The organism is Paenibacillus sp. 01T424, from assembly GCF_056398745.1.
This window is the reverse complement of sequence record NZ_JBFTPZ010000004.1, coordinates 1-24755: the sequence shown is the minus strand read 5'-3', so window position 1 is coordinate 24755 and position 24755 is coordinate 1. Positions and strand designations below refer to the sequence as shown.

The window sequence follows — 24755 nt, the reverse complement described above, 5'->3', positions numbered from 1 at the left end:
CTAGGCACGTGAGAATTGCTCTTCTTCTAAGTACTGCTCAGCTTCCTCGTAGGTCTCGAAAGCGGATTCCAGATTCAAGTCGGCATATAGATACCAAAGATCTTCTTCGAACAGCAGTGTTAGCACAGCATTGTCCGGTCCGATCCAGCGCTCTTCTTGCGGTGCCTTTTGCTTTTTCTTTTTCTTCGATTCCGGTTTCTCTGGCGGTGCGATGGATAGAGAATGGATCGATTTCTCAATAAGCGAGCGAAGCTCTTCCTCGTTGAAATCGCGAATGTTGACTAGGCCTTTGTCATCGGTTGCTACACCTTTAACTAAGCCAGCGAAAACATAACCGTTTCCGTTCGGATGCAGATGGTGCACGACCGACTTTTTCTCATGTGCGCTTTCTTCGTAATGGAAGTTCGTGCGGCCAAGAGAAACATCCTTCCGTTCTAATTCAGGAAAGCCTTCAATTATTGCAAGCTTTTGTTCAAAAGACAACATCTTTTATTTCCTCCTAAAGGTTTGCGAAGCAAACCACCTCGTAAGCATAATCTTAGGTTTGCGAAGCAAACCACCTCGTAAGCATAATCTTAGGTTTGCGAAGCAAACCACCTCGTAAGCATGTGCTTAGGTTCGCGATGCATGTGATTATACCATACCATAAGAGGGAGTTGTTAGATGTCTTTCTTCTTCGTCAGCAGGATGACAGCGCCGCAGAGAATAAGGATGATCGCAATGATCGGCTGGCTGAGTAAAAACTTGCTGTAGAGGGAGCCAATGGAGAAGACGGCGAAGAAGAGAATAGACAACACAGTCAAAATGTTAATGGGAATAAGCAGCCATTTGTTCCGATTGCCGAACCAATAAAATTCGAACAAGCCAATGGCAACGGCGAGAATAAAGCCCGGCCACATGTACCCCCAATTGTTGAATAACATAGCGATCTGACAAACGACACCTGCAGTGAACAAAATGCCTCCCGGAATTAATAGGCCTGATCCACGTCTGCCAATCATGGAGAAGTACAGCCAGTGGAAGAAAAGCCCAACGGGTATGACGAATAACGATGGCCAGAAGTAGGCAAATATTTTGCCTGGGCCAAATTCTTCGCCTTGGTTTAGAAATAATACAGCTCCGAGCAGCAGGAGGACAAACCCGCTAATGGTTTTTAGCTTCATTGTTTTATTGCACCCCAATCAACGTTTTATTAGCTGAATTCAGCATAGCATACATTGAAATTAACTGTCCTCCTGCTGTAGGTAAAATGGTTAGCTGGACTAAAGTCTAGTACTCACTCCTCCTCTGCATAGGGGTTGTCAGTGCTGGATGACAATTTGGCGCTCCGAGGGATGCAGAGAAAAAGCTTCATCTATTCCGTCGGGGATGATGCTTAGCCGCTCAGACAGGCGATTGCCCTCAAAGGCCATCATAAAGGGAATGCCCAGTATGGCTAAAACAACGAGTAGAACGCCAGTATGGCGCAATTTGCGCAGCCAAGGGCGGTAAACAGGTGGTGCCTCCGCTGCAAGTTGGTTGCGGTGAGTTTGAAGCATCCAGACGATGCAAGCAATAAACAAAAAGAAGGTGGTCGTCATTGTCACGAAAGACCAGCGGAATGAATGAGGCGGAATAAAAGCAAAATAAAGCATGGCAAATGAGCAAAGCGGTGCTAGCTGAAAGGGAACAATAAGTACGGGATCGGATGCTTGGCGGCGCCGTGCTACATCATTAGCATTATCAGTCCGGGCGTTCGTTCGCCGTATGAGCCTGCGCATTTTTGGGTAAGAACCCAGCCAAATGAGCAGCACTGGAATGATAGCAAACGGCGTGTGAATGAGCAGCCGATGTGTCCAAAACTGAGGATGCGTCATCGAAGCCAGTATTAAGTCTGCTGCAGCAATTCCCACCGTAAGGAAGCTTAAGCAAACAGACCAAAATAACAGCTTGCGTGTTTTGTAATTAAGCTGCTGCTCAGTTTGGCTATAAGCCAGTTTAGATGCTTTGGCAGCAACTATTAATGAAAAAATGACAAAGAGCATTAACGTGCCGAGTTCAAAATAAATGAATAAATAATGCATGGAATGAGCCCCCTGAAAGTAATGATAGCACCTTATACAGTTATATTATAGAAGCGATTTTACTAGTCGTTATACATCTTATCTAGTTCATCTGTTATGCAAAACCGCCGTAAGTCGGAACGAAGTACTAGACCTCTGGCGGGGAAAAAAAGTCGAAGAAACGCAAATGGAATCGAACAATACAAAATGCGGAAATAGTTCCTATGAAACGACATTTTACACCTCTTGTTTAGTTCTATGAAAGCGCTACAATTAAGGTAATAAGAAGTAGGAGGTGAATAAACATGAGCCAAGAAGAAGAAGTAGTTCAAGAAGGCGTGGAAGAAACCGCTGAACTGATTTCGGAAGAGGCTCCAGCTGAAGAAGTAGTAGAAGCTGTTGAGGCTGAACTGGAAGAAGAAGTGGAAGAAGCTGCTGCAGCTACGGAGGAAGAATCCTCTGAGGAAGCAGAAGAAGAGTCAGCTGAAGAAGAAGCAGCTGAGGAAGAGTCTGAAGAGCAATAATGATATCTATCATTTTATATTATAAAGAGAAAGACTGTTCTTAGGTTGCTTTGGCGACCCAAGTACAGTCTTTTTTTATTGTAAAAAAGGCTGGATTATACTTATTTCTTAGATCTATTTTTAAAAACCACGATTAGACCGCCAATAGAAATGCCAACTATAGCCCACGCTGCAATAAACAATATTGAATTCATGAGGTACACTCCTTATTTGTTACTGTATCGTTGAATAAAATTAGACACTAATTATAACATGTTTAAAAGTTGATTTTTCTTTCTAACTGTGAATCTTCTGCTTCTAAAAAGGTAACGACTCGGCATTATAGGAAGATTGTTTTAGTAGAAGAAATACAAAAAAATTATTTATGTAAAGGTACGATTCTAACGTGCAATAAGCTATTTTATATGCTACGATACCTTGTGTTTTACTTTTTATAATAGAAGCAGGTGACAGCATGACAACAGCAGAGGCTGGTAATGGAACAGGGCAAAAGGATCAGAAGGGCTTAAGCTTATTTTTTCTGACATGGCCCATATTTTTAGAAATCTTTTTGTTTATGCTGATGGGTATTGCAGATACGCTGATGCTGAGTGCAATTTCGGATAATGCGGTATCCGGCGTTGGTGCATCAAATCAATATTTGCATATAGCAATCTTACTATTAGAGGTAATCGGCAACGGGGCATCCATAGTCGTTGCGCAATATATCGGTTCTCGCAAGTATGTAGAAGCTGCCAAAATATCAGCGCTCGCAATCTCGCTCAATCTAGTAGTCGGGATTTTTATAAGCCTTATGTTCGTGTTGTTCGGCGGACATTTGCTGCAAACGTTAAATTTGCAAGGTGAAATACTTGAACATGCGAAAAGCTATTTAGCCATTGTAGGCGGCATGATTTTCCTTCAAGCTATCATCAACTCGATATCTGCCATTATTCGTGTACACGGTTTTACAAAGGAAGCGATGTTCGTATCGCTTGGCATGAATATCGTTCATATTATCGGAAACTATTTGCTTATTTTCGGGAAATTCGGATTTCCGGAGATGGGAGTTCAAGGTGCGGCGTTGTCATCAGTCATTAGCCGTGGTTTAGCGCTCATCGTCTTCTTCTGGATGCTGTACCGGATTATGTCAGTACGGATTGAAATCAAGTATTATATTGCATTGTCCAAGGAGTATATCCTTAAAATACTGAGAATCGGCATTCCGTCTGCATTGGAGCAAGTGATGTATCAGGCATGCCAAATCGTATTTTTGTATTATGCTACGTATCTTGGCGCGGCCTCCTTGGCGGCGAAAAACTATGCGAATAATATTTCGATGTTTACGTACCTGTTTGCCTTCGCAATTGGCATGGGTACTGCGATTATCGTAGGCAGGATGGTCGGTGCAGGCGAGCAAACGATTGCCTACCGTCAAGTATGGAAAAGCGTGCGCTGGGCAAGTGCCGTAACCTTGCTTGCCGTGTTGCTCGTTATTTTGTTCCGCGAGCCGCTCATGCGAATGTTTACGGACGATGAGGAAATTGTTCGGCTGGGCATAAATGTGCTCCTGCTAAGCATCGTGCTGGAGACTGGCCGTACGATTAATATCGTGCTTATCAACTCACTGCGTGCATCAGGCGATGCAAAGTACCCTCTGTATATCGGAATGGGTTCTATGGTCGCAATGAGCTTGCCGCTTGGCTACTTCTTCGTATTCCAGCTTGATATGGGCCTCGCTGGTATTTGGCTGGCGATTGCAGCAGATGAATGGCTGCGAGCCGTTATTATGTTTTTCCGATGGAAGAGTAGAAAATGGGAGAAATATGGGCTCGTTAAGCGTGATAATAAGGAGAAATCCGCAGTTTTGCAGGGTTAAGATGAGCTAAGGCAAAGCTGCTCGCTCAAATCATAATGAATAATGGACATCAGAGAAGTTTAACCACTTCACTGGTGTCTTTTTTTTGTAAATACAATTGACATAAATAGGATTACGCAATAAGATATAAATATACATAATATAAGTTAGTAAGTTTTAAAAAGTAAGTTAATATTTTATTTGGAGGAATTTTAAAATGGCAAAATCACAATGGACGGTTGATTCCACGCACAGCAGCATCGATTTCTCGGTAAAGCATATGATGATCGCAAAAGTAAAAGGTACTTTTCATGCGTTTGAAGCCAATATTTCCGCTGATGCGAATGACCTGACTTCAGCTGATATCCAGCTTACGATTGATCTTGATAGCGTGGACACACGCAACAAGGATCGTGACGCACATTTGCGCAACAATGATTTTTTTGATATCGAGAAGTTTCCGAAGCTTGTATTTACTGCAACGGCAATCACAAAAACAGACGACGGCGAATATTCCGTTGTTGGCGATGTGAGCCTTCATGGCGTCACACGTTCCGAGAAATTTGCAGTCAGCTTCGAAGGCGCAGGCAAAGACCCTTGGGGCAACGATAAAGTAGGCTTTAGCGCGACGGGCAGCCTGAAACGCAGCGACTACGGCTTAACGTATAATGCTGCTCTTGAAACGGGCGGCGTGCTCATTGGCGACGAAGTGAAGATTTCAATTGATATTGAAGCGATTCATCAAGGCTAATGGATTAAGAAGCATATTTATTAACGGCTCATCGGGCATTTGCCCGGTGGGTCGTTTTTTGTTGCTGTAAAACGCTTTCAGCGGTAGGATAAGGAAAGGAACAGCTAGTGAGAGTAAGGGGATATGCAATATGGAGCCAAATGCTTCAACACATATAAGGAACATCGGAATATTTGCTCACGTTGATGCGGGGAAGACGACTACAACAGAGCAGATTTTATTCCATAGCGGTCGCATTCGTTCGCTTGGCAGCGTGGATGCAGGCACGTCACAGACGGATTTTCTAGAAGTGGAACGCTCAAGAGGCATATCGGTACGTGCAGCAGCAACCCGTTTTACTTGGCAAGGAGTAACGATTAATCTGGTCGATACACCGGGGCACGTCGATTTTCTCTCTGAGGTCGAACGTTCACTGCGCGTCATGGATGGAGCGGTGCTTATTCTGTCGGCAGTTGAGGGTGTGCAGGCACAGACAGAAGTCATATGGCATGCGCTGCGCGAACGAAACATTCCAACGCTTATTTACGTGAACAAGCTGGACCGAATCGGTGCAGATCCAATAGGAACGATCCAGCAAATTAAGCGTTTGTTATCCAATCAAGCAGCGCCAGTTCAGGCTCCGCTTGGTCTCGAGGATAGTTTCAGCGGTGGAGTTAGCCTGCTCGTTTCGGGAATAGCAGGGAGTGAGACGGAGGAAGCGCAGCGTTATTTGCAACTGTTGGAGGAAGCTGTGGCAGAGCAAGATGAAACGTTGCTTCTTCAATATTTAGACAGTGGCACACTGCCCAAAGCAGAACTGAATCAACTGCTGCCTGCGCTTACGCAGCGCGGTGAATTATTTCCAATTCTTTTTGGCGCATCGAATCGTGGGATAGGCATCGAGCCTCTCATGCAAGCAATGATTACGCTGCTGCCGCCGCCCCAAATCGTCTCAGACGGTCCGGTGTCGGGCGTCGTCTTCCGTATTGAGCGCGATGCAGCGATGGGCAGAATCGCCTATGTCCGCCTGTACAGCGGGGTGATTCGCAATCGTGATTCCGTCCGCAATGAGACGCAGCAGATCGAAGAGAAAATTACGCAGATTCGCAAAATCGATGGGCAAAAGGCCGAGGATGTAGGGCTGCTCGCGGCAGGCGATATTGCAGCGGTTTGCGGCTGGACTCAGGCGCGCATTGGCGACATTATAGGCAGCGCTGAGTTTGTTCCCGGTGAGACGCGGATGGCTGTTCCGCTGCTGACGGTACAGGTGCGCTGGAGCAACGAAGCCGAATATCCGGCTGTCGTTGCGGCGCTGCATGAGCTTGCGGATGAAGATCCGCTGCTCGATTTGCAATGGCTGCAGGAGCAGCGCGAGCTGCACCTGAAAGTCATGGGGCCGATTCAGATTGAGGTGCTGACGCATGTGCTGAACAATCGGTACGGCTTAAAGGCTGAATTCGATCAGCCATCGGTTATCTATAAAGAGACGCCTGCTCAATCAGGCGAGGGTTTCATTGCCTATACGATGCCGAAGCCATGCTGGGCAATTCTGCGGTTTCATATTGAGCCTGGTGAGCGCGGGAGCGGGATAACGTTTAGCTCCGTTGTCCGATCAGAGCGGCTGCTTGACCGCTATCAGAACGAGGTGGCAAGAAGTGTGCCCGAAGCGCTTCAGCAGGGGTTATTTGGCTGGGAAGTAACGGATATAAAGGTTACTCTTATTGAGGGCGAGCATCATGTGTGGCATACGCATCCGCTAGATTTTGCAGTCGCAACCCCGATGGGCATTATGGATGGTTTGTCGCGCATTGGAGTAAAGCTGCTGGAGCCGATGCTGTCCTTCCGCCTCTCTGCCCCAGAAGAGACGGGCGGCAAGCTGATGAACGAGCTCATTCTAATGCGAGGCGAGTTTGATACGCCAGTCGTCAGGCAGGAGAGAATGGAAATTGAAGGGATCATTCCTGTTGCTACGTCGCTTGAGTTTCCTGCGAGATTTGGATCGCTTACCAAGGGCAGAGGTGCGCTTGCAACCTTCTTCGCCGGATATCGCGAATGTCCGCCTGATGTAAAGGCGGAACGGGTAAGACGAGGCGTCAACCCGCTGGATCAGTCAAAATATATATTAGCTGTTCGAAATGCGCTTTCCAGCTCATAGCCGCAAGCGTTTTTGTTCATTTATATAGCACAGGGCATATATTTAGGAACGGAAGGGAAATACGAGCGAAGTATTTTAATTTAAGGTAAAATATGGGTATCTGTACAAGTGTGTAAACCTGATAAAGGGAGGATTTTAATGATCATACGTTCCCTTGAAGAAATTACAAATATGTCTGATGGTTATGCGTTGCAAGATAGCTTGTTTGGATTCTTGGATCAAAAGGTCCATGGCGTATCCATTGATACAAGAACGATTCATCCTGGCAATTTGTATATTCCAATCGTACGGATCGACGATGGACACAAGTACGTTAAGCAGGCTTTTGAAAAGGGGGCAGTTGCTTCTTTATGGCAAGCAGATCATATCCCGCCACCTGAAGGCTTACCGATTATTATAGTAGAAGATACGTTAAAAGCACTGCAAAACATCGCCATGGCGTATCGAAGCCAATTAAACTGCAAGGTAATTGCTGTAACAGGCAGTAATGGCAAAACAACGGTTAAGGATATGGCCTATACCTTATTGAGTACAACGTTTAACGTTCAGAAAACAAGTGGAAATCCCAATGGCGAGTACGGACTTCCGCTCTCTTTATTAGAGGTTAGAGATGATACAGAAATCGTTGTTTTAGAAATGGGCATGAGCAACAGAGGTGAAATTAAAATTCTGTCTGAAATTGCAAAGCCTGATGTTGCTATAATTACAATGATTGGCGTTTCTCACTTGTCGAATCTAGGTTCTAGAGAACAAATCGCTTTGGCCAAGTTGGAAATAATTGAGGGACTAAACTCTGAAGGGAATTTCCTGTTTAATGGCGATGAGCCGCTGCTCGTTAAGGGACTGGAGGAGAGAGGCTTTCCGTGGACAGGAGCAACCATTCGATTCGGTCTATCTCCATCCAACGATTATTTTCCTCTGAATATAGAGCACAAGCAATCAGATCTCTTATTCACATTAAAGCAATATCATATGCCATTTCGATTGCCGCTCCTTGGTAGCCATAATGTGGCCAATGCCATTGCCGCGATTGCTGTTGCAAACCTTTTTAAAATCGATGAAGAACATATTCAATTAGGGCTGAGCAATTTAGAGATTTCAGGAATGAGAATGGAGCGGATTTGGTCGGCCAAAGGTTTCTTAATTATTAACGATGCTTGGAATGCCAGTCCTGTTTCTATGCAGGCGGCCATTGAAACGGTTCAAAACTTAGAGGGATTCCATAAAAAAGTATTAATATTAGGGGACATGCTCGAACTAGGAGATGCCGAGGCAGCGTTTCATGAAGAAGTAGCCCGGAGTGTGGATTTATCAAAAATTCACTCGGTGTTTACTTTCGGTCATATAAGCAAAATAATTTCGGATACGCTTCTCGATAATGGTTTTGAGGGAGAAGCCAAACATTTCACATCAAAAATAGCTTTAACTGAAGAGTGCATGCGAATCCTGAGTAAAGATGATGTTGTTTTAGTAAAAGGATCTCGCGGTTTGAAGCTAGAAGAGGTCTGTCACCTTCTAGAAGATAAGCAGCAATAGGCAGAAGGAGAGGATTTTATGTTGAAGAGAGTGAATGAGCTTCCGACGGATAAAAGAATCGCTGGCATACATAGTATTCCTTTGCTCGAGGATGGCTCTATCGTGATGGTGTKGGATCGCAACGAGCAGACGCTAACGACGGTTGGCGGAAGAATTGAACCGGGCGAGAGCATCGACGAGGCGCTAGATCGGGAGACGGTGGAGGAAGCCGGACTGCTGCTGATGCCGGAGAGAATACCTGTTGCCTGCTGGTATTGGACGGAAACAGATACGTATACCGTATTTGTTGTCGCGAAGGTTCATCGCTGCGTTCCGATGCCGGAAGGATTTGAGACCACGGGGCGCGTCACCTTTAATTTCGAAACGGCTAAACAAGTCGTAAATCGATTAGAGGGGCATGGCCAACGTATACTTATATTAAATTATGCGGAAGAAGCTGCCTCTCACATATTCACAACCCAAAACCCATGATCTTTACTCTAACGAACTGTACTATGCTTATTATGCAAAAAACTACGTTTGTTTCATTTTAACGAACCTAATTGACGTTATAGTAAGTTATGTAAGGTGTTAGGATCTATTTTTCGCAAAATAACGATTCTGGAGTTCGTTGTAATTTTAATTCATTACGAATGGTTTAAATAAGAGTGATTAGGTTCGTAAGCGATAGAGAAAATATGCTTATGCTCCTTCAAAAAAACAAAGCAGGGTCTGTTTCAAGCGTAGGTAATCCTACTTCTGAGACAGCCCCTTATTTGTTTATTATGATTCTCATGCAACTCTCTCTCTATCTTTTCGTCATAATAAGATACAATACAGGGAGGTTAGACCAAATGAGGAAGTTTATGTTTTTAATAAGCATTTTTTTCACGGTAAGTACATTTATTGCGTTAGGGACTGCTTATGCGGATTGGGCGTATCGTTTCGTTGTGAACGAAGGCAAGTCTTACATTGTTTCAAATACTCAGGTGGAATCCGCACAGATTGGCTCTAAAATCGGTATGGTTACTTCCTATTCAGACAAAGAAGGAACGTACTCTGGCAATTTCTCAAACGTTTATCCGAAAGGAACGGAATACTACGCAATCAAGGATATATCGATAAATGAGGCCATTGCGATAAAGCAGGACGATGGTTCTTTCATTAAGGCAGCGTATGGGAGCGAATATGAAGGAAAAGCAATTAATTTAAAAACAGTGCTGTTTTATATAGGCGGCCTATTTTTGTTGATTATCGTTTTTATGCTTGTGAAAAATAATTGGAAGCAAAGCGAGAATTATTTTACTAAATAACTCGTTTTGAGAAAAGAGGCTGATACGATGAGCACAAAACATTATTTTGCTATATGGTTAGTTATCCTGTTTTTCGAATTAGGGTATCTGTTCGATTTAACCCATCGTGTGCATGATACTGAAGATACTCTAGTAATTATTGTTGTTATCGCCGTTACGCTTGTTGTGGGCAATACCTTCATAAGAAGTGTGAAAAAATAATGGCTCTGTCCGAATAGAGGGAATTGTATGGTAACCAAGGTAGTATCAGTGCTGCTGGGACTTCTATTTTATCGCTCCCCTGTATTTAAGTTCACAGAGGACGAGGTCAATGAATATGAAAGATTGTATTCGGATGCTGTCCGCAATAAATCTGAAATAATGTACGCCAGCACTTTTCCCAAATTCCGTTTTGTTCAGTATATTGCAATGACAAAACCAGTCATAATGCACGGGTCAAATCATAAAAATATTGAACAATTCGAGTTAAGAAAGCAGACGCTTTTTAACGGTAAATATGTAGAAGCCATATTTGGCACAAAAGATGGCATTTGGCCGTTGTTTTATGCGGTTTTTGATCGGAGTAAAGTGGTAGGCAACTTTCGAAATGCTTGTTTAAAAGTGAAGGCATCTCAGAGCTATTATTTCTTCTCTATCACTAGCGAGACTAAAAATAAAGCACCTTGGACGAGCGGAATGGTGTACATTTTACCACAGGATACGTTCAAAATGGTTAGTCATTCTGTCGTGTCTTTTGACGAGTGGATTAGTGAATCGCCGGTGCTGCCCATTACAAAAATAGAGGTAGGTCCCCAAGATTTTTACTTCATAGATAAGGTTGCAAGCCATAAAGCAGAGGAATCGCTATTCATTTCATGGATTTCCTATAAACGCAGAGTTAAGCGGAATGTGAAGGTGTTATCATGACAATTATACATATGGAAGGTGCGAGTGCAGTTGGCAAGACGACCACCTCAAGCGCATTAGCATTAAAATACGGCGGTTATCATATTCCCGAAGTGAATACGTTGTGGAAACGCCCAGAAAACGAGTATCCTGAATGGTTTTTTGAGCGTCAGCTTGATCGCTTCAGAATAGCGCAGGAGAAGAGTAAGGACCATCGTTTTGTTGTTATTGATATCGATCTATTTCAGCCTTTCTGGTACAACTGGGCTTTTGGGTATACTCTCTTTGGCGGACAGTCGCTTGAGTTCCTAACGGATTATTTCCGTAAGCAATTGCTTGCCCGCAAGATTGGCTTTCCAGATAAGTATTACCTATTGAGCATAAATGAGGCTGAGCTGCGTAAACGCAAAGAGGGTGACGCAACCAGGGGACGCAGCGGGTTTGAAATGAATTTAACATTTATTGAACCGCAAAAGCACTATTTTGAAGCTTTAAATTCATTTATTCCGGGTTTGGTCAGTTTCATTGAATCCGTATCGATTGAAAATAATGTACAACAAATTGTAGAGACAATGCCCTCAAGACCCCAAGAACACACGTATTCTGTAGAGTTGTTTGATTTTATGATCAGTTGGCTTCGCGAACATAAGGCTTCTGGTTTTCTAAAAGGATAAGAGAGGTTGGGTGTTAATATGGAGCTATTGTATGACCGGTATGTAATAAGCGATGATAAATCAATGCTTAAGTTTGACACCATTTGTGGCTTCTTAGCTAGAAGCTATTGGGCGAATAAAAGGTCATTAGAAATGATAAAAAAATCTATAAATAACTCGGTCTGCTTTGGCGTGTATGATGGGGACAAGCAGGTTGGTTTTGCTCGTGTAGTGACGGACTTTGCGACTATGTATTATCTGTACGACGTTTATATTGATGAGGAATATAGAGGCGCCGGGCTAGGGAAGAAATTAGTAGAAGTGATAACCGAGCAATTTGAAGGAATGATGGGTCTACTTGGTACGCTCGATGGTCATGGACTATACGAAAAGTATGGCTTTATGAAGAACACGGAACGTTTTATGAATAGAATGCCTCGTTAAAAAAAGGACTCTCTATAAATACAGAATTAAGCGGAGCACGAAGGTGCTTTCAAGAAGATAATTTACGGTATGCGACAACACGCCATTTGAGGGAGCCCCTAAGGGCTCTTTTTTTTCACTGGGCGCAAACACCGCAAGTTAGGTCAATCCATTCGTTTATGTCATGATGAAGGAGAGTTATCCGCTTTATTTTCAAGCTTGCTCCTACGGACTATTCGCGTTATCTTGAGAGGTATGTCGAATCAATTTTTAAACAGATGAGAGCACTTGGGAGGCATATCGCGTGAACAAATGGATTAGAGGCTTAACTCCAGAAACGTTCAAAAACAGAATATTGATGGCTTTTTTGCTGCTAGTGCTAGCTCCGTTCGTTTTATTAGTTATTTATAATTTCAGTGAAACGGAAAGAGTTCTGCAGGAGGAAGCCTCCGCCAAAAACGAGGATCAGCTTCTCGATATCGAGAAGTCTTTCCTGGATGTGCTCGGGCTTGTTATGAAGACAGGCCTGCTATTAGAACAGGATGACACCATCCGCTCGGTTATGAAAAATCCGGAGCAGAAAGATCCGCTAACGCGGAAGGAACTGGTGGAGAATAAGTTCGCAAGCATTGAGAACAGCTTCTTCCTGACTGGTGCAACGGTGTATTATACGCTGGTAGATAAACAAGGTTATGCCTATACCTCCTTTGCTCCTCGTGAGCCACTGAATTACTCCTCGATTACGAGTGAAGCATGGGTAAAGATGCTTTCCTCCAATGAAGGGGAAAGCTCCATTTGGAATGCAAGCGATACCAATTATGTGAGTCCGGTTATTAAACCCAATCAAAATATGCTTAGTCTCTATCAGATGCTCCGCGATGAGAATCTTAAAGAGTACGCCTATGCCCGTATCAGCATCGATTATGAGCAATGGTTCAACAAGGTGATGAGAGATAGGCAGCGCGAAGGCATTTATTATTTATTGGATCATAGAGGAAAATCAATGGTGCAGTCCGATGCCGATGAAGCGATTGATCCCGCCATTTTATCAGCGATGCTCGAAGTAAAAGAGCCCTCTGCATCCGCTTCCATTGTTAGCCAAGATGAGAAGGTATTGTATACGTTCAGCCATATTGCTCAGTTAAATGGATTTATTGTGAAAAAAGTACCCTTGTCCTTGCTGTTTGAAGAAGTGGAAACGTTGAAAAAACGCTTTTTCGCCATCTTCGGGTTGATTACGCTTGTGTTTGTCATGATGACCTATTTTATTTCTTCAACGATTACTGTTCCTCTAAAAACGCTGCAGCGAAAGATGGAGATATCGGTCAAGACTAACCTCAAAGTAAAGCTGCCAGAACAAGGGCGAGGTGAAATTCTTGCACTCACGCGAAGCTTCAATACCATGATTGACGATATAAATGGCTTAATGGAACGGCTTCAATTAGAGGAACGTCAGAGGCAGATCGTCCGCTTTCAGGTTCTCTTATCTCAAATGAACCCGCATTTTCTTTTGAATACGCTTAATGTTATTAAAAGCATAGCGCTTGAGAAGGATGAGGATGACATTTATGAAATTTGTGTTTCGCTCGGAAAAATATTAGAGACGACATTGAATGTAGAGGTCGACCTTATATTGCTGAAAGATGAGATTGCGCTTATCGATTCCTATATGCGCATACAAAGCGCTCGCTTCGGTGGGCATATTACAGTCAGCTATGAGCTAAGTGACGAGCTAAACTTTGCACTGGTTCCGAAATTCTGTCTTCAGCCTTTGGTAGAAAACGCCATTATACATGGGTTTGGAGGGAGACGGAGTGACGGCCGAATTGAAATCAAAGCAGAGGCGAGACATGATCTTTTGTATCTTGAAGTGGCGGACAATGGAGTAGGGGTAGAACGTGCCAAAGAGAAGAAGGTGTTCCGTAAGCGGAAAAGCATCGGTATTCAAAATATTCGAGAAAGCTTGGAGCTTCTTTTCAAAAATCAGAGTACGGGCTTGTCCCTTGCCTCATCAGAAGAGGGAACAAAGGTTATGATGCATCTCCCTCTATTATTATCGAAACCCTATTTAAAGGAGACTGACAGCGATGTGGACCGTATTGATCGTTGATGATGAACAGCATGCAAGAGCGAGTCTCAGCAAGCTGATGAGCAAAGCTAATCTTCCTTTTGAAATTATAGCCACTGCTAATGACGGCGAGGAAGCGTTGCAGGTGATTCGAGAATTGCGGCCGGACGTGGTCATTTCCGATATTGATATGCCCATGATGGATGGAGTAGAGCTGCTGAAATCTGTCAGGAAAGAAGGGCTTGATTGCCGATTCGTTATGCTTACCTGTATGAATGAGTTCGAGTATGCAAGGCAGTCGCTGGAGTTCGGAGCGTCCAGCTATTTACTTAAGCTTTCAATGGATGTGAGCGGGTTGACGCAGGCACTAGAGAAGGTAACCCTTGAATTAGAGCAGCGAGAGCAATTAAGGAAAGCAGCCAAGTGGTTTCCTAAGAAGAATACGTCTGAACCTACGGATCATCCTGAGATGAATAAAATTATCCGCCATATTGAGGAGCATTACGCTGAGGAAATCACATTAAAACGTGCAGCTGAGCTCATCTCTATGGATGCAAGCTATGTGAGTGATTTGTTTAAGAAAAAAACGAGCCAAACCTTTATTCACTATGTACAGAACCGCCGAATCGAGGCAGCAAAGATGCTGCTTGAGGAAACAAGCCAATCAATAGGCGAGATTGCAAGGCAAGTAGGATTCGAGAATGACAACTATTTTATTAAAATATTTAAACGATGGTGCGGCATGACGCCAAGTGAATATCGCAAAGAGCAAAATAAATGATCCAAAGAATGTATCATGAATCGCCAAATATCGTTCCTTACCCCGCGAAATGCCCGGTGATAAGATTTAACTAAGCAATTAAACAAGTTTGTAGGGGGCAAAGAAATGAAAAGAAACAGAATGTTGATCAGTGCTCTTTCTCTTATTCTTGTCATGGTTCTGATCGCTGGATGCGGTGGGAACAACAAAAATAATGTTTCGGGGACACCAACAAACAGCGGCGCCACAACAACCAAAAAGATTAAGCTTACGCTATGGGGCGGCGTGCCTCCTGAAGCGGGACCTCAAGCAGTTGTTGACGCATGGAATGCCGAGAATCCAAATGTACAAGTGGAATATGTTCGGTTCGTTAATGATGATGCGGGCAACTTAAAGCTGGATACTGCTTTGCTTGCCGGGCAAGATGCAGATATTTATATAAACTACACCCTCTCTCGCCTTCAAAAGAGAATAGATGCAGGTGTAGCCGTAGATATGAGCGCAAAGACGGATTACAACATTGATGAGCAAATGGGTCCTGAAGCTAAGCAATGGATGATTAATGACAAGTATTACGGCATGCCTACAAAGAAAAACATGGCGTTCATCTGGTTGAACAAAGATATGCTTGATGCGGCAGGTTTGCCTATTCCTCCGCTAGATTGGACATGGTCTGATTTACAGGAATATGCACTGAAATTGAAACAACCTAATGTATGGGGCTTGCTCCAGCATGATGCTGCATTTACTACGCAATTCGACGGCACGATCGGTGGAGACGGGTACGTGAAAGCAGACGGCACATCCAACTTCGATAATGCTTATTGGAAACAAGGGTTTGAAATTTTGCACAACATGATGTTCAAGGATAAATCAACTCCGGAATATGGCGAGCAGCTGACCAGCAAGATGCCGGTGGATACGATGTTCCTAAAAGGCGAGACAGCGATGCTGACAGCTGGTGAATTTATATTCCGTAATGCGAACAATCTAGTCGATTTCCCGCATGATTTCAAAATTGCTTTTGCACCAATTCCGCGTATCTCCAAGGATCAAACCAACTTCAAATATCCAGGCGGATTGGGCGACGTGATTTCGGTTAACGCGAAATCCAAAAATCAAGAAGCGGCTTGGGAATTTGTGAAATGGTACGCTGATGGCGGAATGCTGCCAATGGCTCCGGGCGGACGTATTCCGTCATCCAAAAGTGTAGACAGCACGGAAGCGATTGATTTGCTCCTAAAAGGGTATGAAGAAAATTATGATCGGGATTCTCTTAACAAAGTGGTATTCGGCAAATTCGAATCATTCCAGCTTAACGTGCCTCAGCAAGTGATCGATGCGCGCAAAGAAGAATATGAGAAGTACTTCCTCAATAAGCAAGATATCGACACGACGTTGAAAAATATGGCAGAGCGGCACAACGAATTCATCAAGAAATAAGCTGCGTAAAGAAAGTAAGAAGGAGCAGCCTTGTCCTTCTTACTTTTTTTTACGGGTGAACGAAGAAAGGCGGGTTGTTATGAGTAAAACGAGCTGGATGCGCAAGCAAAGCTGGTTGGGTTATGTGTTTATTCTTCCGAATATGTTGGGCGTATTATTGTTTTTTGTCGTACCTGCGTTATTTTCCTTTGGACTGATTTTTACCGATTATCAATTTTCGAATCCAAATGTCTCGTTCACGGGAATGGACAATATAAAGCGAATGTTTCAGGATGATCAGTTTTATAATGCGATTAAGAATACGGCGATATTCCTTCTTTCTGTTCCAGTATCGCTTGGACTATCCTTTGTCGTCGCTCTCGTTCTGAATAAGAATGTATATCTGAAAGGGCTGCTGCGGGGGATGTTTTTTCTTCCCTATATTTCTAGCGGGGTAGCTGTTGCATTCGTTTGGATGCTCTTGTTTCAACCCTCTCAAGGGCCGATCAATGAAATACTTCGCTGGATTGGCATTGTATCGCCGCCAGGCTGGTTCGCTGATACCGAGACTGCGATGTATGCGATTGACATCATACAGATCTGGTTCTTGTTAGGCTACAACATGATTATTTATCTTGCTGCGCTTCAAGAAGTGTCGCCTGAACTGCTGGAAGCAGCGAAGATAGACGGCGCGAAGAGCCGGACTGTCACGTGGCGAATTGTATGGCCGCTTGTTAGTCCGACTACCTTTATGCTGCTCATTACGGGCTTAATCATGACGATGAAATCCTTCTCCATCATTCAAGCGATTACACAGGGCGGTCCGAGCGGAAGCACGACGATCTTGTCGCTATACATTTACAAAACAGCCTTCAGCTATTATGAAATGGGCTATGCTTCAGCGATATCATGGTTCTTGTTCGCTATTATTATGGGGATAACCGTTATTCAATGGATTAGCCAGAAGCGCTGGGTCCACTATTAGAAAGGGGAGTTTTCAATGAACAATCTAGTCAGCTCTGTCAAAACCAAGATGCCGTTAACTGTACTCATGCTCATTTGCGGCGTGTTCATGATACTTCCGTTTCTATGGATGGTCAGCACGTCCCTGCAGAGTCCAAGTGAAGTATTTACAAGATGGCTGCCCTCTAAGCTTGATTGGAGAAGCCATGAACGAATTTGGACAGGTGACTATAACTTCATCACCTATTATTTGAATTCACTTAAAATCTCCATTATTAGCACAGTCGGCGCAGTGTTTCTATCCGCTTTCGCTGCTTATGGTTTTGCGAGAATCGAGTTTAGAGGCAGGAATGCCATGTTTCTCGTCTACTTGTCCATGATGATGATACCGCCACAGGTTATTTTTGTTCCGAAGTTCATCATGTTTAACTGGATGCATATATACAATACGCATTGGGCGCTTATATTGCCGGGCTTGTTCTCGATTTTTGGCGTGTTTATGCTAAGACAATTTTTTATGAGCATTCCAAAGGAAATTACGGAATCTGCTTTTATAGACGGTGCTGGTCATTTTCGCATTTTCTTTAAGCTTGTTCTGCCTTTAGCGAAGCCGGCACTAGCTACCTTTACGATTATCGACTTCTCGTGGCACTGGAATGACTTTGAGAACGCGCTCGTATTTTTATCCAGCCCCAATTTATATACGATCCCGCTTGGCTTGCAAAATTTTATTTTGGAAAATAACGTCGATTACAACGGCATGATGGCTGCGGCAACCGCTGCGATTGTCCCTATGATCCTAATTTTTATCATCGGTCAAAAATATATTATTCAGGGCATATCGGGCTCTGCCGTTAAGGGCTGATCACTCACAAAGAAAAGGAGCGTTATGATATGAGATCTGAAATTATAAAGACAGAAGTAACCGTCATTGGTGGCGGGCTCGCCGGCGTTTGCGCTGCCATTGCTGCGGCAAGACTAGGACAGACCGTATCCTTGGTACAGAACCGACCTGTCTTGGGCGGCAACTCCAGCAGCGAGGTGCGCGTTTGGGTATGCGGTGCTACAGGGCATGGCGTGAATCGTTATGCCAGAGAAACGGGTATTATGGGTGAATTGTTCGTAGAAAATCAGTATCGCAATCCTGATGGCAATCCTTATCTTTGGGATCTGATCGTATTAGAGGCCGTTAAAGCGGAGAAAAACATCGAGCTGTTCCTCAACACAGATGTACATGAGGTTGAAGCAACAGGCTCAGAGGTGGATCGTCAGATTCATTCCGTGACAGGCTGGATGATGGGATCTGAACGCAAAATTCGCTTCGAGAGCAAAATGTTTTTAGATTGCACCGGGGACGGTCTGGTCGGTTTTCTAGCAGGAGCAAAGTTTCGAATTGGACGGGAAGCGCATCATGAATTTAAGGAGGATTGGGCTCCTGAAGTTGCGGATGACATCACGCTCGGAAGCACGATTTTATTTTATACAAAGGATGCAGGCCAACCAGTCAAATATATCCCGCCAAGCTTTGCCAAGGATATTTCCCAAACCTCCATACCGGTACGCCGGGTAATGCGAAGCGGAGATTCGGGCTGCCACTACTGGTGGATTGAATGGGGCGGGGAGCTGGATACCGTTCATGAGAATGAGAGAATACGGGATGAGCTGTGGTCCGTTATTTATGGCATCTGGGATTATATTAAAAACTCAGGGAAATTTGAAGCGGATAATATGACTCTGGAATGGGTAGGATCTCTTCCAGGCAAACGGGAATACAGGAGATTTGTTGGTGATTATATCCTCAATCAGAATGATATCGTGGCGCAGGAGCAATTTGAGGATCGAGTAGCGTTCGGTGGCTGGTCCATCGATTTGCATCCACCAAAGGGAATGTATGCGGAAGAGAGCGGCTCCAAACACTTCCATGCAGATGGTACGTACCATATTCCGTTCCGTTCGCTGTATTCCAGCAACGTTAATAATTTATTGTTCGCCGGCAGAAATGTTAGTGCGACACATGTTGCTTTTGGCACGACTAGAGTAATGGCTACTTGTGCGGTAATGGGAGAAGCGGCCGGGACGGGAGCTGCCATCTCTGCTATGAAGGGAATTACACCAAGAGAGCTAAGTCAGTCTCATCTTGCAGAGCTGCAGCAAACACTCCTTAGACAAGATGCTTCCATTATTGGTATTCGCAATGAGGATGCCGGCGATTTGGGGAGAAGCGCCAAAGCAGCTGCTTCGAGTACGATGAGAAACGTGCATATAGATGATGCGTCTAAGGTTTATTCTTTACTGAATCCGGTCGGAATAACGTTCCCGGTCACTTCGGAGCTAAATAAGCTGTCTTTGCTTGTTGATGCTTTGGCGAATACAGAAATGACGATTGAAATACATTCTACTGGAAAAAAAGAAAACTATATTCCAATGGGACTTATCTCCAAGCATACCGTGAAAGTAACACAGGGAACGAAGCAGTGGGTTGATTTTGCGCTTGATTATAAGGCGGAAGAAGCGATCAATTTATTCGTTGTCATTCAGTCGAACCCGGAGCTGCAATTGTATACGTCTGAAACGCCGCTTTACGGTGTGTTGTGCTTCGAGAACAAGATCGATTCATCCGCTGATTTCTCTAGTTACTCGGATACGCAGCAGACCATGGCTTGGCAAATGAAAGGGCTGCACAGAACACCTTTCTGCTTCAAGGCATTCCCTGAGACTACAGCATACGAAGCGGTATCTGCTATTGATGGCTATACAAGACCTTATGGCGGTCCTCATACATGGGTTTCTAATCGAATGGAGAGCAATAAGCCAGAGTGGCTTTCTCTTGAGTGGGATTCCTCTGTTTTCATATCCAATATTCATATTACCTTCAATGATGATGTGAATGAGGATCTAATCAACCTGCACCATCATAGAACGCCATTTGAAGTTATTCCTGAGCTGGTGAAGGATTATCGAATTGAGGCTTTTGTCGATGAGCAATGGAAGGTATTGCTGCGTGAGACGGATAATAGAAAACGTAAACGGACGCATCAGCTGGAGCCTATCCGTACCAATAAGATCCGCGTTGTAATTGAAGCTACAAATGGATGCCCTTATGCTGAAGTTGTTGAAATACGGGCTTATGAGTAGTCATGCTGTGGTGCGCTTAGCAGGACTCTAATTGAATTTTAAAAAAATAAGCTAATTCAAGGCAGCTTTAACCACCGTGAATTAGCTTATTTTTTATTGTTATCTGTTCTTTCATAAAATCTTTCTCCAGTACTAGGGTTAAACCATACTTGCTGCTGAACGCCCGTTGTCGGATCAATAAATATTTCATTCGTTATCTGGAAACCAGCTGGAGGCTGAAGCGTGCGTTGCTTTAGCCGCCTACGGCGATATATAAACGTACTAATAATAGCGATAATAATAACCAACAATTGAAGGGCGAAGTAAATGCTCATGAAATAGGGCATCGCTAATTTTTCTCAGCCACAACTGCAGTACCATAAGCGACGATTTCAGACATCGTTTGTCCGATTTCACCAGAGTCAAATCGCATCATCACGATTGCATTTGCTCCCATGGCATGTGCATTTTGAATCATACGGTCTATAGCGACCTTACGGGCATCTTCAATCATTTCAGTATATTCTTTAATTTCTCCACCGAATATACTTCGCACAGAGGCTGTAATATTTCCTCCAAGGCCGCGGCTTCTTACTACTACACCAAACGTGTGGCCTAATACTTTATCAATATGATAACCAGGAATATTTTCTGTAGTGACAACTAACATTTTGGTTCCTCCCATTCTAATTATGTACTGAACATAACATGCTTATCATAACAAAATCATTATTACATTCTTCTTGCGATATAGAAGTCATATCAACTAAAATCATAGTATCACTCATTCCAATAATATCCAATGGAAATATATATAAAATGAGAGGCTAGTACTATGATTTATGTTGTTAGGCATGGCAAACCGATTTATAAAGTGTATTTTGCGCGATAAGAAAAGAGGATCATATGCGGATTCGACTGGCGACGATTGACGATGTACCTGATATCGCTCATGTCCACGTAGAGAGCTGGAAATCCACCTACAAAGGGATAATCTCGGATGATTATTTGACCAAGCTTAGCATCGAAAGTCGTATTAAAAATTGGTTATGGGTATTTAATCGCTCGAACCCTGATGAAGTGATTTACGTTATTGAAAATGATGAAGGTACGATAGTAGGATTCGCAAACGGTGGGAAGTGCAGGAGTGAGCAATACGACTACGACGGAGAGCTTTACTCCATATACTTGCTGGAGGAGTACCAGGGGCTCGGGTTCGGAAAAGCACTGTTTTCCGCTGTGGTCGATCATTTGAGAATACATAATTATCAAACATTAATGGTATGGGTGCTGGAGAAAAATAGTGCAATCAACTTTTATTATCGATTAGGGGCGAAGGCCTTTACGAAAAAAGATATCCAAATAGGCAATGATACCGTTACCGAATTAGGGCTTGGCTGGGATGAGCTCCTGTAACTTATTTCCTTATTTACACGTCATAGCAGTCAAAGGGGCGATGTTATGAGGAAAATGGTTATGATCGTTTGTATGATTTGTTTAGTCGTTACAGGCTGTGCTTATGGCGGCGGTTCGAACAAAAGAAACGAAGAAACGATAACATTGGATCAAATAAAGAGTGTATTTGAAAGCCATGGCATCCCGTTAACCGCAAAAACCGATATAAACCCGGGTGCTGTATTTTCTAGAGCCTATAACGATATAAAACCGGAGCAATTCAACTATAATACGAGTCAAAGTATTAGTATTTATATTTATTCATCAAGCAAAGAGGCTAAAAAAGGCTTAGAGGATTTTGCTAATAGCTGGGCAGCGGCGGATTTGGCGTCTTATCGTTCCCACCATGTAGCCAATGTATTGTTTTTTTACGGAGCAGAAACGACATTGGGAGAGGAACACATCACGATGGCGATCGAGGAGTTAAAAGCTCTGACGAAGAAATAGGTTAGAATGCATATAAAACAGCCCACCATAGGATATGGTCCAGCCCCAATATTGTAGACAATGAAAAAAGCCCTATGAAATGAACTGTTAAATGACAAAGCGGCAGACCAAATTCTGGTCTGCCCTTCATGATTAAACTATCGAGTCCCCTTTAGCTTAATACCTGTTCCTTCTGATGGACCCAATTAGGAATGTGATGTCCAAAATATTTCGTGACTTTTTTTGCTTCAGTGAGAACTGTTTTTATTCCAACTTCATCAAGAAACCAGTTTTCTTTGTTATAACGTAAATCATCTTGCTTAACTTGGAAGGTTACGTTCGGAGGGAATACGGTTTGATAAGTCATCAGTGCCCTCCTTGAGAAAAAGGACTTGCAAACTAATATCGCACGTCTTACTTCAATCTGCTGCTCCATGATAACATTCCAGGAATTTCTTGCATTTTCGAATGTGTTTTTCGCTTGATCTTCTTTAAGTATTCGATCTTCCGGAACACCTAAAGATATACCAATCTCCTTTTGAAATTCCCATTCTGTTTTTTCGATTTTTACATTATAGCCACCTGAAGGTAATATGTAATTTGCCATCCCYGAATGGAATAACTCCGATGCAATCTTCATTGGTTTAGTGTGACTGCCACCAGGAACCAGGATAATATCCGCTGGTATAATCTCTTCTTCAGTGACAAATATCAAATCTGTAAGACAATCAAACGGATATTTCAACGATGCTGTAGTTCCAACATGATTGGTAAACAAAAAACGTCCCTTCCTTTCCATTGTCCCATGAAATCCCATTTTTCAATTATATCATCTGTTTGAGTTATTAACGATAAATCCAGCTAGTTGAGAAAACGGCAGCTGATCATCATTTGATCGGCTGCCGCCGTGTCTTTATACCACTATCGTTACCCGATAGCTTAATGATCATCACCGATGTCTCGTTTGACACAATAACTAAGTACAATTTCCCCGTCTTCCATTTCACCAGTCTCTTGAAAGCCGAGACTTTTATATAAACGATTCGCGGCGGTGTTATGTGGTACATGATTAACCCTAATTTGCTTACAATCAGGCCTGGCGGATAGTATCTTGATGACCTCTCTTATTGCCAACGATCCGTAGCCTTTCTTTTGGAAACGTGCATCGACCATGAATCGCAGTATCCAATAGTACCCGTCCTTATAAATTTCATTGTCAAAGAGCAGGAAACCAACCATTGTATCGTCAGTATAAATACCAAAAGGCTTGGATGTTGGTTCTTTCGTAGCGTGTATAATGGAATCTGCATTGGGAGCTACCAGATCCTCCTGCTTCTTTTGGGGCTTTAAATTGATGCACTCAGTTTCGTTGTCTTTAGTTATAGGTCGTAACTGAACCACGTGATCAGTCATAAAATTACCTCCTTCTCGACAAAATACTGATAAACGCCCACTAATCTGCCCGTTAGCGGAGCGAATTTCCAGGATTGCAATACGCTAGTCTATCGTTCCTCTTGAAAAATATTTATACTATAATTTCTTCTTAAAGAAAAATTGTTTTATATCTTCTGGGTATTCATCATTAACGGCAAAAATCTCATAACCCATACGCTTATAAAATTCCGGCGATTGATACGTGAATGTGGAAGTATGAGCAAATATACAGCCAAGTTCTTTCTCTAGCCGCTCAGCTTCTGCTATCATGATTTTTCCATATCCTTTGTTTCTGTATTCATTAGCTATCCAAAATACATCAATATACAAACCGTAAGACCAGGTTTCACAAAATAAACCGCCCACGACTTTGCCTGATTTATCTTTTAGATATAAATTAATATTTTGCCTGGCTTTTTTAGTAACCCATTTGTCGCACGAACATTGTACTCATATAAATTATTACATACCTGATTGTAATCAGTGTCATTTGAGTCTACTGTAATCTTGATATTGTCTAAAGTTATATCAGTCATAGGTCTCCCCAATAGGATATTTGTGCTTAATCATTTATTTGTATAAACTCTCTCAGACATGTATTAACTAACAAATAATACCACAAAGAAGTAATAATTCATTGGTAAAGAACAATTAAAGCTAATTAATCCTACTCATTAGCTGATATGCTCCCCAAATAGTAGACAGGTGAAATAATAAAAAACCTGTTGCTATGAGGGGAGCATTTTCATGTCTAAAGTTATATATTCCGTATTAGAGAAACCTACTATTATCGGAGAGATTGAAAGTGGTGAACTAGGCCTTATGGCCGCTACCTATAGCGGTGTTGGATTACCTAAGAACGGATAGAGATTGTTCAATATTGCCTGACAAATAACGATGACTATGGGAAGACTGCGGAGCAACATCAGGTTTCCTACCAACAGGTATATCAGTGGGTGAAGAAATACCAAGACGGCGGGCAAGATGCGCTGCAGGATGGACGTGGACGTAAAAAGACCGAAGAAGAGTTAACTGA

General features: G+C 43.1%; 28 protein-coding genes. 20 read left to right on the top strand and 8 right to left on the bottom strand.

All coding sequences use genetic code 11. The features are described 5' to 3' along the window. From AC1DPK_RS04700 to AC1DPK_RS04690, 3 genes are all read right to left on the bottom strand, one after another. The gene (locus AC1DPK_RS04700) at nucleotides 1–486 is read right to left on the bottom strand and encodes a hypothetical protein (protein ID WP_076266379.1); all 486 of its coding nucleotides are present in this window, start codon (nucleotides 484–486) and stop codon (nucleotides 1–3) included. A gap of 173 nt (nucleotides 487–659) precedes the next feature. Further along, the gene (locus AC1DPK_RS04695; RefSeq protein WP_339205534.1) at nucleotides 660–1163 is read right to left on the bottom strand and encodes a hypothetical protein; all 504 of its coding nucleotides are present in this window, start codon (nucleotides 1161–1163) and stop codon (nucleotides 660–662) included. Between the two features lie 138 nt (nucleotides 1164–1301). Then, nucleotides 1302–2063 carry a hypothetical protein gene (locus AC1DPK_RS04690; RefSeq protein WP_477509486.1) on the bottom strand — a complete coding sequence of 254 codons (762 nt, stop codon included), beginning with the start codon at nucleotides 2061–2063 and terminating at the stop codon, nucleotides 1302–1304. A 284-nt stretch (nucleotides 2064–2347) separates the two neighbouring features. Between AC1DPK_RS04690 and AC1DPK_RS04685 the strand changes: the two genes are divergently transcribed. From AC1DPK_RS04685 to AC1DPK_RS04605, 17 genes are all read left to right on the top strand, one after another. Continuing rightward, a complete protein-coding gene (locus tag AC1DPK_RS04685; protein ID WP_339205532.1) occupies nucleotides 2348–2566 on the top strand; it encodes a hypothetical protein in 219 nt (72 codons plus the stop codon). 454 nt (nucleotides 2567–3020) lie between these two features. Next, a complete protein-coding gene (locus AC1DPK_RS04680; RefSeq protein ID WP_477509485.1) occupies nucleotides 3021–4424 on the top strand; it encodes an MATE family efflux transporter in 1404 nt (467 codons plus the stop codon). 196 nt (nucleotides 4425–4620) lie between these two features. Beyond that, nucleotides 4621–5154, top strand: a complete 534-nt coding sequence (locus AC1DPK_RS04675) for a YceI family protein (protein ID WP_441874582.1) — start codon at nucleotides 4621–4623, stop codon at nucleotides 5152–5154. A 130-nt stretch (nucleotides 5155–5284) separates the two neighbouring features. Further along, entirely contained in the window at nucleotides 5285–7288 is a 2004-nt protein-coding gene (locus AC1DPK_RS04670; RefSeq protein WP_477509484.1) for a GTP-binding protein, read from the top strand. Between the two features lie 138 nt (nucleotides 7289–7426). Next, nucleotides 7427–8824 carry a UDP-N-acetylmuramoyl-tripeptide--D-alanyl-D-alanine ligase gene (locus tag AC1DPK_RS04665; RefSeq protein ID WP_477509483.1) on the top strand — a complete coding sequence of 466 codons (1398 nt, stop codon included), beginning with the start codon at nucleotides 7427–7429 and terminating at the stop codon, nucleotides 8822–8824. Nucleotides 8825–8842: 18 nt separating this feature from the next. Beyond that, a complete protein-coding gene (locus tag AC1DPK_RS04660) occupies nucleotides 8843–9295 on the top strand; it encodes an NUDIX domain-containing protein (RefSeq protein ID WP_477509482.1) in 453 nt (150 codons plus the stop codon). Between the two features lie 362 nt (nucleotides 9296–9657). Next, nucleotides 9658–10116: a hypothetical protein gene (locus AC1DPK_RS04655; protein ID WP_477509481.1), complete on the top strand. Its 459-nt coding sequence runs from the start codon at nucleotides 9658–9660 to the stop codon at nucleotides 10114–10116. 27 nt (nucleotides 10117–10143) lie between these two features. Further along, nucleotides 10144–10317: a hypothetical protein gene (locus tag AC1DPK_RS04650; RefSeq protein WP_179089745.1), complete on the top strand. Its 174-nt coding sequence runs from the start codon at nucleotides 10144–10146 to the stop codon at nucleotides 10315–10317. Between the two features lie 27 nt (nucleotides 10318–10344). Continuing rightward, nucleotides 10345–11022 (top strand): hypothetical protein, encoded by a 678-nt coding sequence (locus AC1DPK_RS04645; RefSeq protein WP_477509480.1) that lies wholly within the window; start codon nucleotides 10345–10347, stop codon nucleotides 11020–11022. Beyond that, a complete protein-coding gene (locus AC1DPK_RS04640) occupies nucleotides 11019–11675 on the top strand; it encodes an ATP-binding protein (protein WP_477509479.1) in 657 nt (218 codons plus the stop codon). Before AC1DPK_RS04645 ends, AC1DPK_RS04640 begins: the two co-directional genes overlap by 4 nt. A gap of 132 nt (nucleotides 11676–11807) precedes the next feature. Beyond that, nucleotides 11808–12098 carry a GNAT family N-acetyltransferase gene (locus AC1DPK_RS04635; RefSeq protein WP_477509478.1) on the top strand — a complete coding sequence of 97 codons (291 nt, stop codon included), beginning with the start codon at nucleotides 11808–11810 and terminating at the stop codon, nucleotides 12096–12098. Nucleotides 12099–12381: 283 nt separating this feature from the next. Then, nucleotides 12382–14187: a sensor histidine kinase gene (locus AC1DPK_RS04630; protein WP_477509477.1), complete on the top strand. Its 1806-nt coding sequence runs from the start codon at nucleotides 12382–12384 to the stop codon at nucleotides 14185–14187. Next, nucleotides 14165–14926, top strand: a complete 762-nt coding sequence (locus AC1DPK_RS04625; RefSeq protein WP_477509476.1) for a response regulator transcription factor — start codon at nucleotides 14165–14167, stop codon at nucleotides 14924–14926. Before AC1DPK_RS04630 ends, AC1DPK_RS04625 begins: the two co-directional genes overlap by 23 nt. Before the next feature lie 105 nt (nucleotides 14927–15031). Continuing rightward, complete coding sequence (locus AC1DPK_RS04620) at nucleotides 15032–16348, top strand: ABC transporter substrate-binding protein (protein WP_441874592.1); 1317 nt, start codon at nucleotides 15032–15034, stop codon at nucleotides 16346–16348. A gap of 79 nt (nucleotides 16349–16427) precedes the next feature. Then, complete coding sequence (locus AC1DPK_RS04615) at nucleotides 16428–17312, top strand: carbohydrate ABC transporter permease (protein WP_339205520.1); 885 nt, start codon at nucleotides 16428–16430, stop codon at nucleotides 17310–17312. 15 nt (nucleotides 17313–17327) lie between these two features. Further along, the gene (locus AC1DPK_RS04610; protein ID WP_076266365.1) at nucleotides 17328–18155 is read left to right on the top strand and encodes a carbohydrate ABC transporter permease; all 828 of its coding nucleotides are present in this window, start codon (nucleotides 17328–17330) and stop codon (nucleotides 18153–18155) included. Between the two features lie 29 nt (nucleotides 18156–18184). Continuing rightward, nucleotides 18185–20425, top strand: coding sequence for an FAD-dependent oxidoreductase (locus AC1DPK_RS04605; protein WP_477509475.1), 2241 nt, complete (start codon nucleotides 18185–18187; stop codon nucleotides 20423–20425). 86 nt (nucleotides 20426–20511) lie between these two features. On the opposite strand, the gene AC1DPK_RS04600 is transcribed toward AC1DPK_RS04605, so the two are convergent. Together AC1DPK_RS04600 and AC1DPK_RS04595 are read right to left on the bottom strand one after the other, a co-directional pair. Beyond that, entirely contained in the window at nucleotides 20512–20739 is a 228-nt protein-coding gene (locus AC1DPK_RS04600; RefSeq protein WP_477509474.1) for a hypothetical protein, read from the bottom strand. 14 nt (nucleotides 20740–20753) lie between these two features. Continuing rightward, complete coding sequence (locus AC1DPK_RS04595) at nucleotides 20754–21074, bottom strand: heavy metal-binding domain-containing protein (protein WP_076266362.1); 321 nt, start codon at nucleotides 21072–21074, stop codon at nucleotides 20754–20756. Between the two features lie 236 nt (nucleotides 21075–21310). Between AC1DPK_RS04595 and AC1DPK_RS04590 the strand changes: the two genes are divergently transcribed. Continuing rightward, nucleotides 21311–21820, top strand: a complete 510-nt coding sequence (locus AC1DPK_RS04590; protein WP_477509473.1) for an N-acetyltransferase family protein — start codon at nucleotides 21311–21313, stop codon at nucleotides 21818–21820. A 45-nt stretch (nucleotides 21821–21865) separates the two neighbouring features. Beyond that, nucleotides 21866–22306, top strand: coding sequence for a hypothetical protein (locus AC1DPK_RS04585; protein ID WP_477509472.1), 441 nt, complete (start codon nucleotides 21866–21868; stop codon nucleotides 22304–22306). Nucleotides 22307–22457: 151 nt separating this feature from the next. Here AC1DPK_RS04585 and AC1DPK_RS04580 read toward each other — a convergent pair whose 3' ends face one another. From AC1DPK_RS04580 to AC1DPK_RS04570, 3 genes are all read right to left on the bottom strand, one after another. Continuing rightward, nucleotides 22458–23063, bottom strand: a complete 606-nt coding sequence (locus AC1DPK_RS04580; RefSeq protein WP_477509471.1) for a YdcF family protein — start codon at nucleotides 23061–23063, stop codon at nucleotides 22458–22460. Between the two features lie 161 nt (nucleotides 23064–23224). Further along, a complete protein-coding gene (locus AC1DPK_RS04575; protein ID WP_477509470.1) occupies nucleotides 23225–23698 on the bottom strand; it encodes a GNAT family N-acetyltransferase in 474 nt (157 codons plus the stop codon). Between the two features lie 117 nt (nucleotides 23699–23815). Then, nucleotides 23816–24085, bottom strand: a complete 270-nt coding sequence (locus AC1DPK_RS04570) for a GNAT family N-acetyltransferase (protein ID WP_477509469.1) — start codon at nucleotides 24083–24085, stop codon at nucleotides 23816–23818. 497 nt (nucleotides 24086–24582) lie between these two features. On the opposite strand from AC1DPK_RS04570, the gene AC1DPK_RS04565 reads away from it, so the two are divergent. Beyond that, nucleotides 24583–24755: helix-turn-helix domain-containing protein (locus AC1DPK_RS04565; RefSeq protein ID WP_477509601.1), on the top strand; the 173-nt coding region annotated here is incomplete at its 3' end.

What these genes read in the sequence shown, in the direction of transcription:
- AC1DPK_RS04610 (WP_076266365.1), top strand. Translation starts at nt 17,328, where the DNA reads ATGAACAATCTAGTCAGCTCTGTCAAAACCAAGATGCCGTTAACTGTA.
- AC1DPK_RS04620 (WP_441874592.1), top strand. Translation starts at nt 15,032, where the DNA reads ATGAAAAGAAACAGAATGTTGATCAGTGCTCTTTCTCTTATTCTTGTC.
- AC1DPK_RS04605 (WP_477509475.1), top strand. Translation starts at nt 18,185, where the DNA reads ATGAGATCTGAAATTATAAAGACAGAAGTAACCGTCATTGGTGGCGGG.
- AC1DPK_RS04595 (WP_076266362.1), bottom strand. Translation starts at nt 21,074, where the DNA reads ATGTTAGTTGTCACTACAGAAAATATTCCTGGTTATCATATTGATAAA.
- AC1DPK_RS04675 (WP_441874582.1), top strand. Translation starts at nt 4,621, where the DNA reads ATGGCAAAATCACAATGGACGGTTGATTCCACGCACAGCAGCATCGAT.
- AC1DPK_RS04700 (WP_076266379.1), bottom strand. Translation starts at nt 486, where the DNA reads ATGTTGTCTTTTGAACAAAAGCTTGCAATAATTGAAGGCTTTCCTGAA.
- AC1DPK_RS04585 (WP_477509472.1), top strand. Translation starts at nt 21,866, where the DNA reads ATGAGGAAAATGGTTATGATCGTTTGTATGATTTGTTTAGTCGTTACA.
- AC1DPK_RS04640 (WP_477509479.1), top strand. Translation starts at nt 11,019, where the DNA reads ATGACAATTATACATATGGAAGGTGCGAGTGCAGTTGGCAAGACGACC.
- AC1DPK_RS04600 (WP_477509474.1), bottom strand. Translation starts at nt 20,739, where the DNA reads ATGAGCATTTACTTCGCCCTTCAATTGTTGGTTATTATTATCGCTATT.
- AC1DPK_RS04665 (WP_477509483.1), top strand. Translation starts at nt 7,427, where the DNA reads ATGATCATACGTTCCCTTGAAGAAATTACAAATATGTCTGATGGTTAT.
- AC1DPK_RS04590 (WP_477509473.1), top strand. Translation starts at nt 21,311, where the DNA reads ATGCGGATTCGACTGGCGACGATTGACGATGTACCTGATATCGCTCAT.
- AC1DPK_RS04655 (WP_477509481.1), top strand. Translation starts at nt 9,658, where the DNA reads ATGAGGAAGTTTATGTTTTTAATAAGCATTTTTTTCACGGTAAGTACA.
- AC1DPK_RS04645 (WP_477509480.1), top strand. Translation starts at nt 10,345, where the DNA reads ATGGTAACCAAGGTAGTATCAGTGCTGCTGGGACTTCTATTTTATCGC.
- AC1DPK_RS04685 (WP_339205532.1), top strand. Translation starts at nt 2,348, where the DNA reads ATGAGCCAAGAAGAAGAAGTAGTTCAAGAAGGCGTGGAAGAAACCGCT.
- AC1DPK_RS04650 (WP_179089745.1), top strand. Translation starts at nt 10,144, where the DNA reads ATGAGCACAAAACATTATTTTGCTATATGGTTAGTTATCCTGTTTTTC.
- AC1DPK_RS04690 (WP_477509486.1), bottom strand. Translation starts at nt 2,063, where the DNA reads ATGCATTATTTATTCATTTATTTTGAACTCGGCACGTTAATGCTCTTT.
- AC1DPK_RS04615 (WP_339205520.1), top strand. Translation starts at nt 16,428, where the DNA reads ATGAGTAAAACGAGCTGGATGCGCAAGCAAAGCTGGTTGGGTTATGTG.
- AC1DPK_RS04575 (WP_477509470.1), bottom strand. Translation starts at nt 23,698, where the DNA reads ATGACTGATCACGTGGTTCAGTTACGACCTATAACTAAAGACAACGAA.
- AC1DPK_RS04680 (WP_477509485.1), top strand. Translation starts at nt 3,021, where the DNA reads ATGACAACAGCAGAGGCTGGTAATGGAACAGGGCAAAAGGATCAGAAG.
- AC1DPK_RS04625 (WP_477509476.1), top strand. Translation starts at nt 14,165, where the DNA reads ATGTGGACCGTATTGATCGTTGATGATGAACAGCATGCAAGAGCGAGT.
- AC1DPK_RS04635 (WP_477509478.1), top strand. Translation starts at nt 11,808, where the DNA reads ATGATAAAAAAATCTATAAATAACTCGGTCTGCTTTGGCGTGTATGAT.
- AC1DPK_RS04695 (WP_339205534.1), bottom strand. Translation starts at nt 1,163, where the DNA reads ATGAAGCTAAAAACCATTAGCGGGTTTGTCCTCCTGCTGCTCGGAGCT.
- AC1DPK_RS04670 (WP_477509484.1), top strand. Translation starts at nt 5,285, where the DNA reads ATGGAGCCAAATGCTTCAACACATATAAGGAACATCGGAATATTTGCT.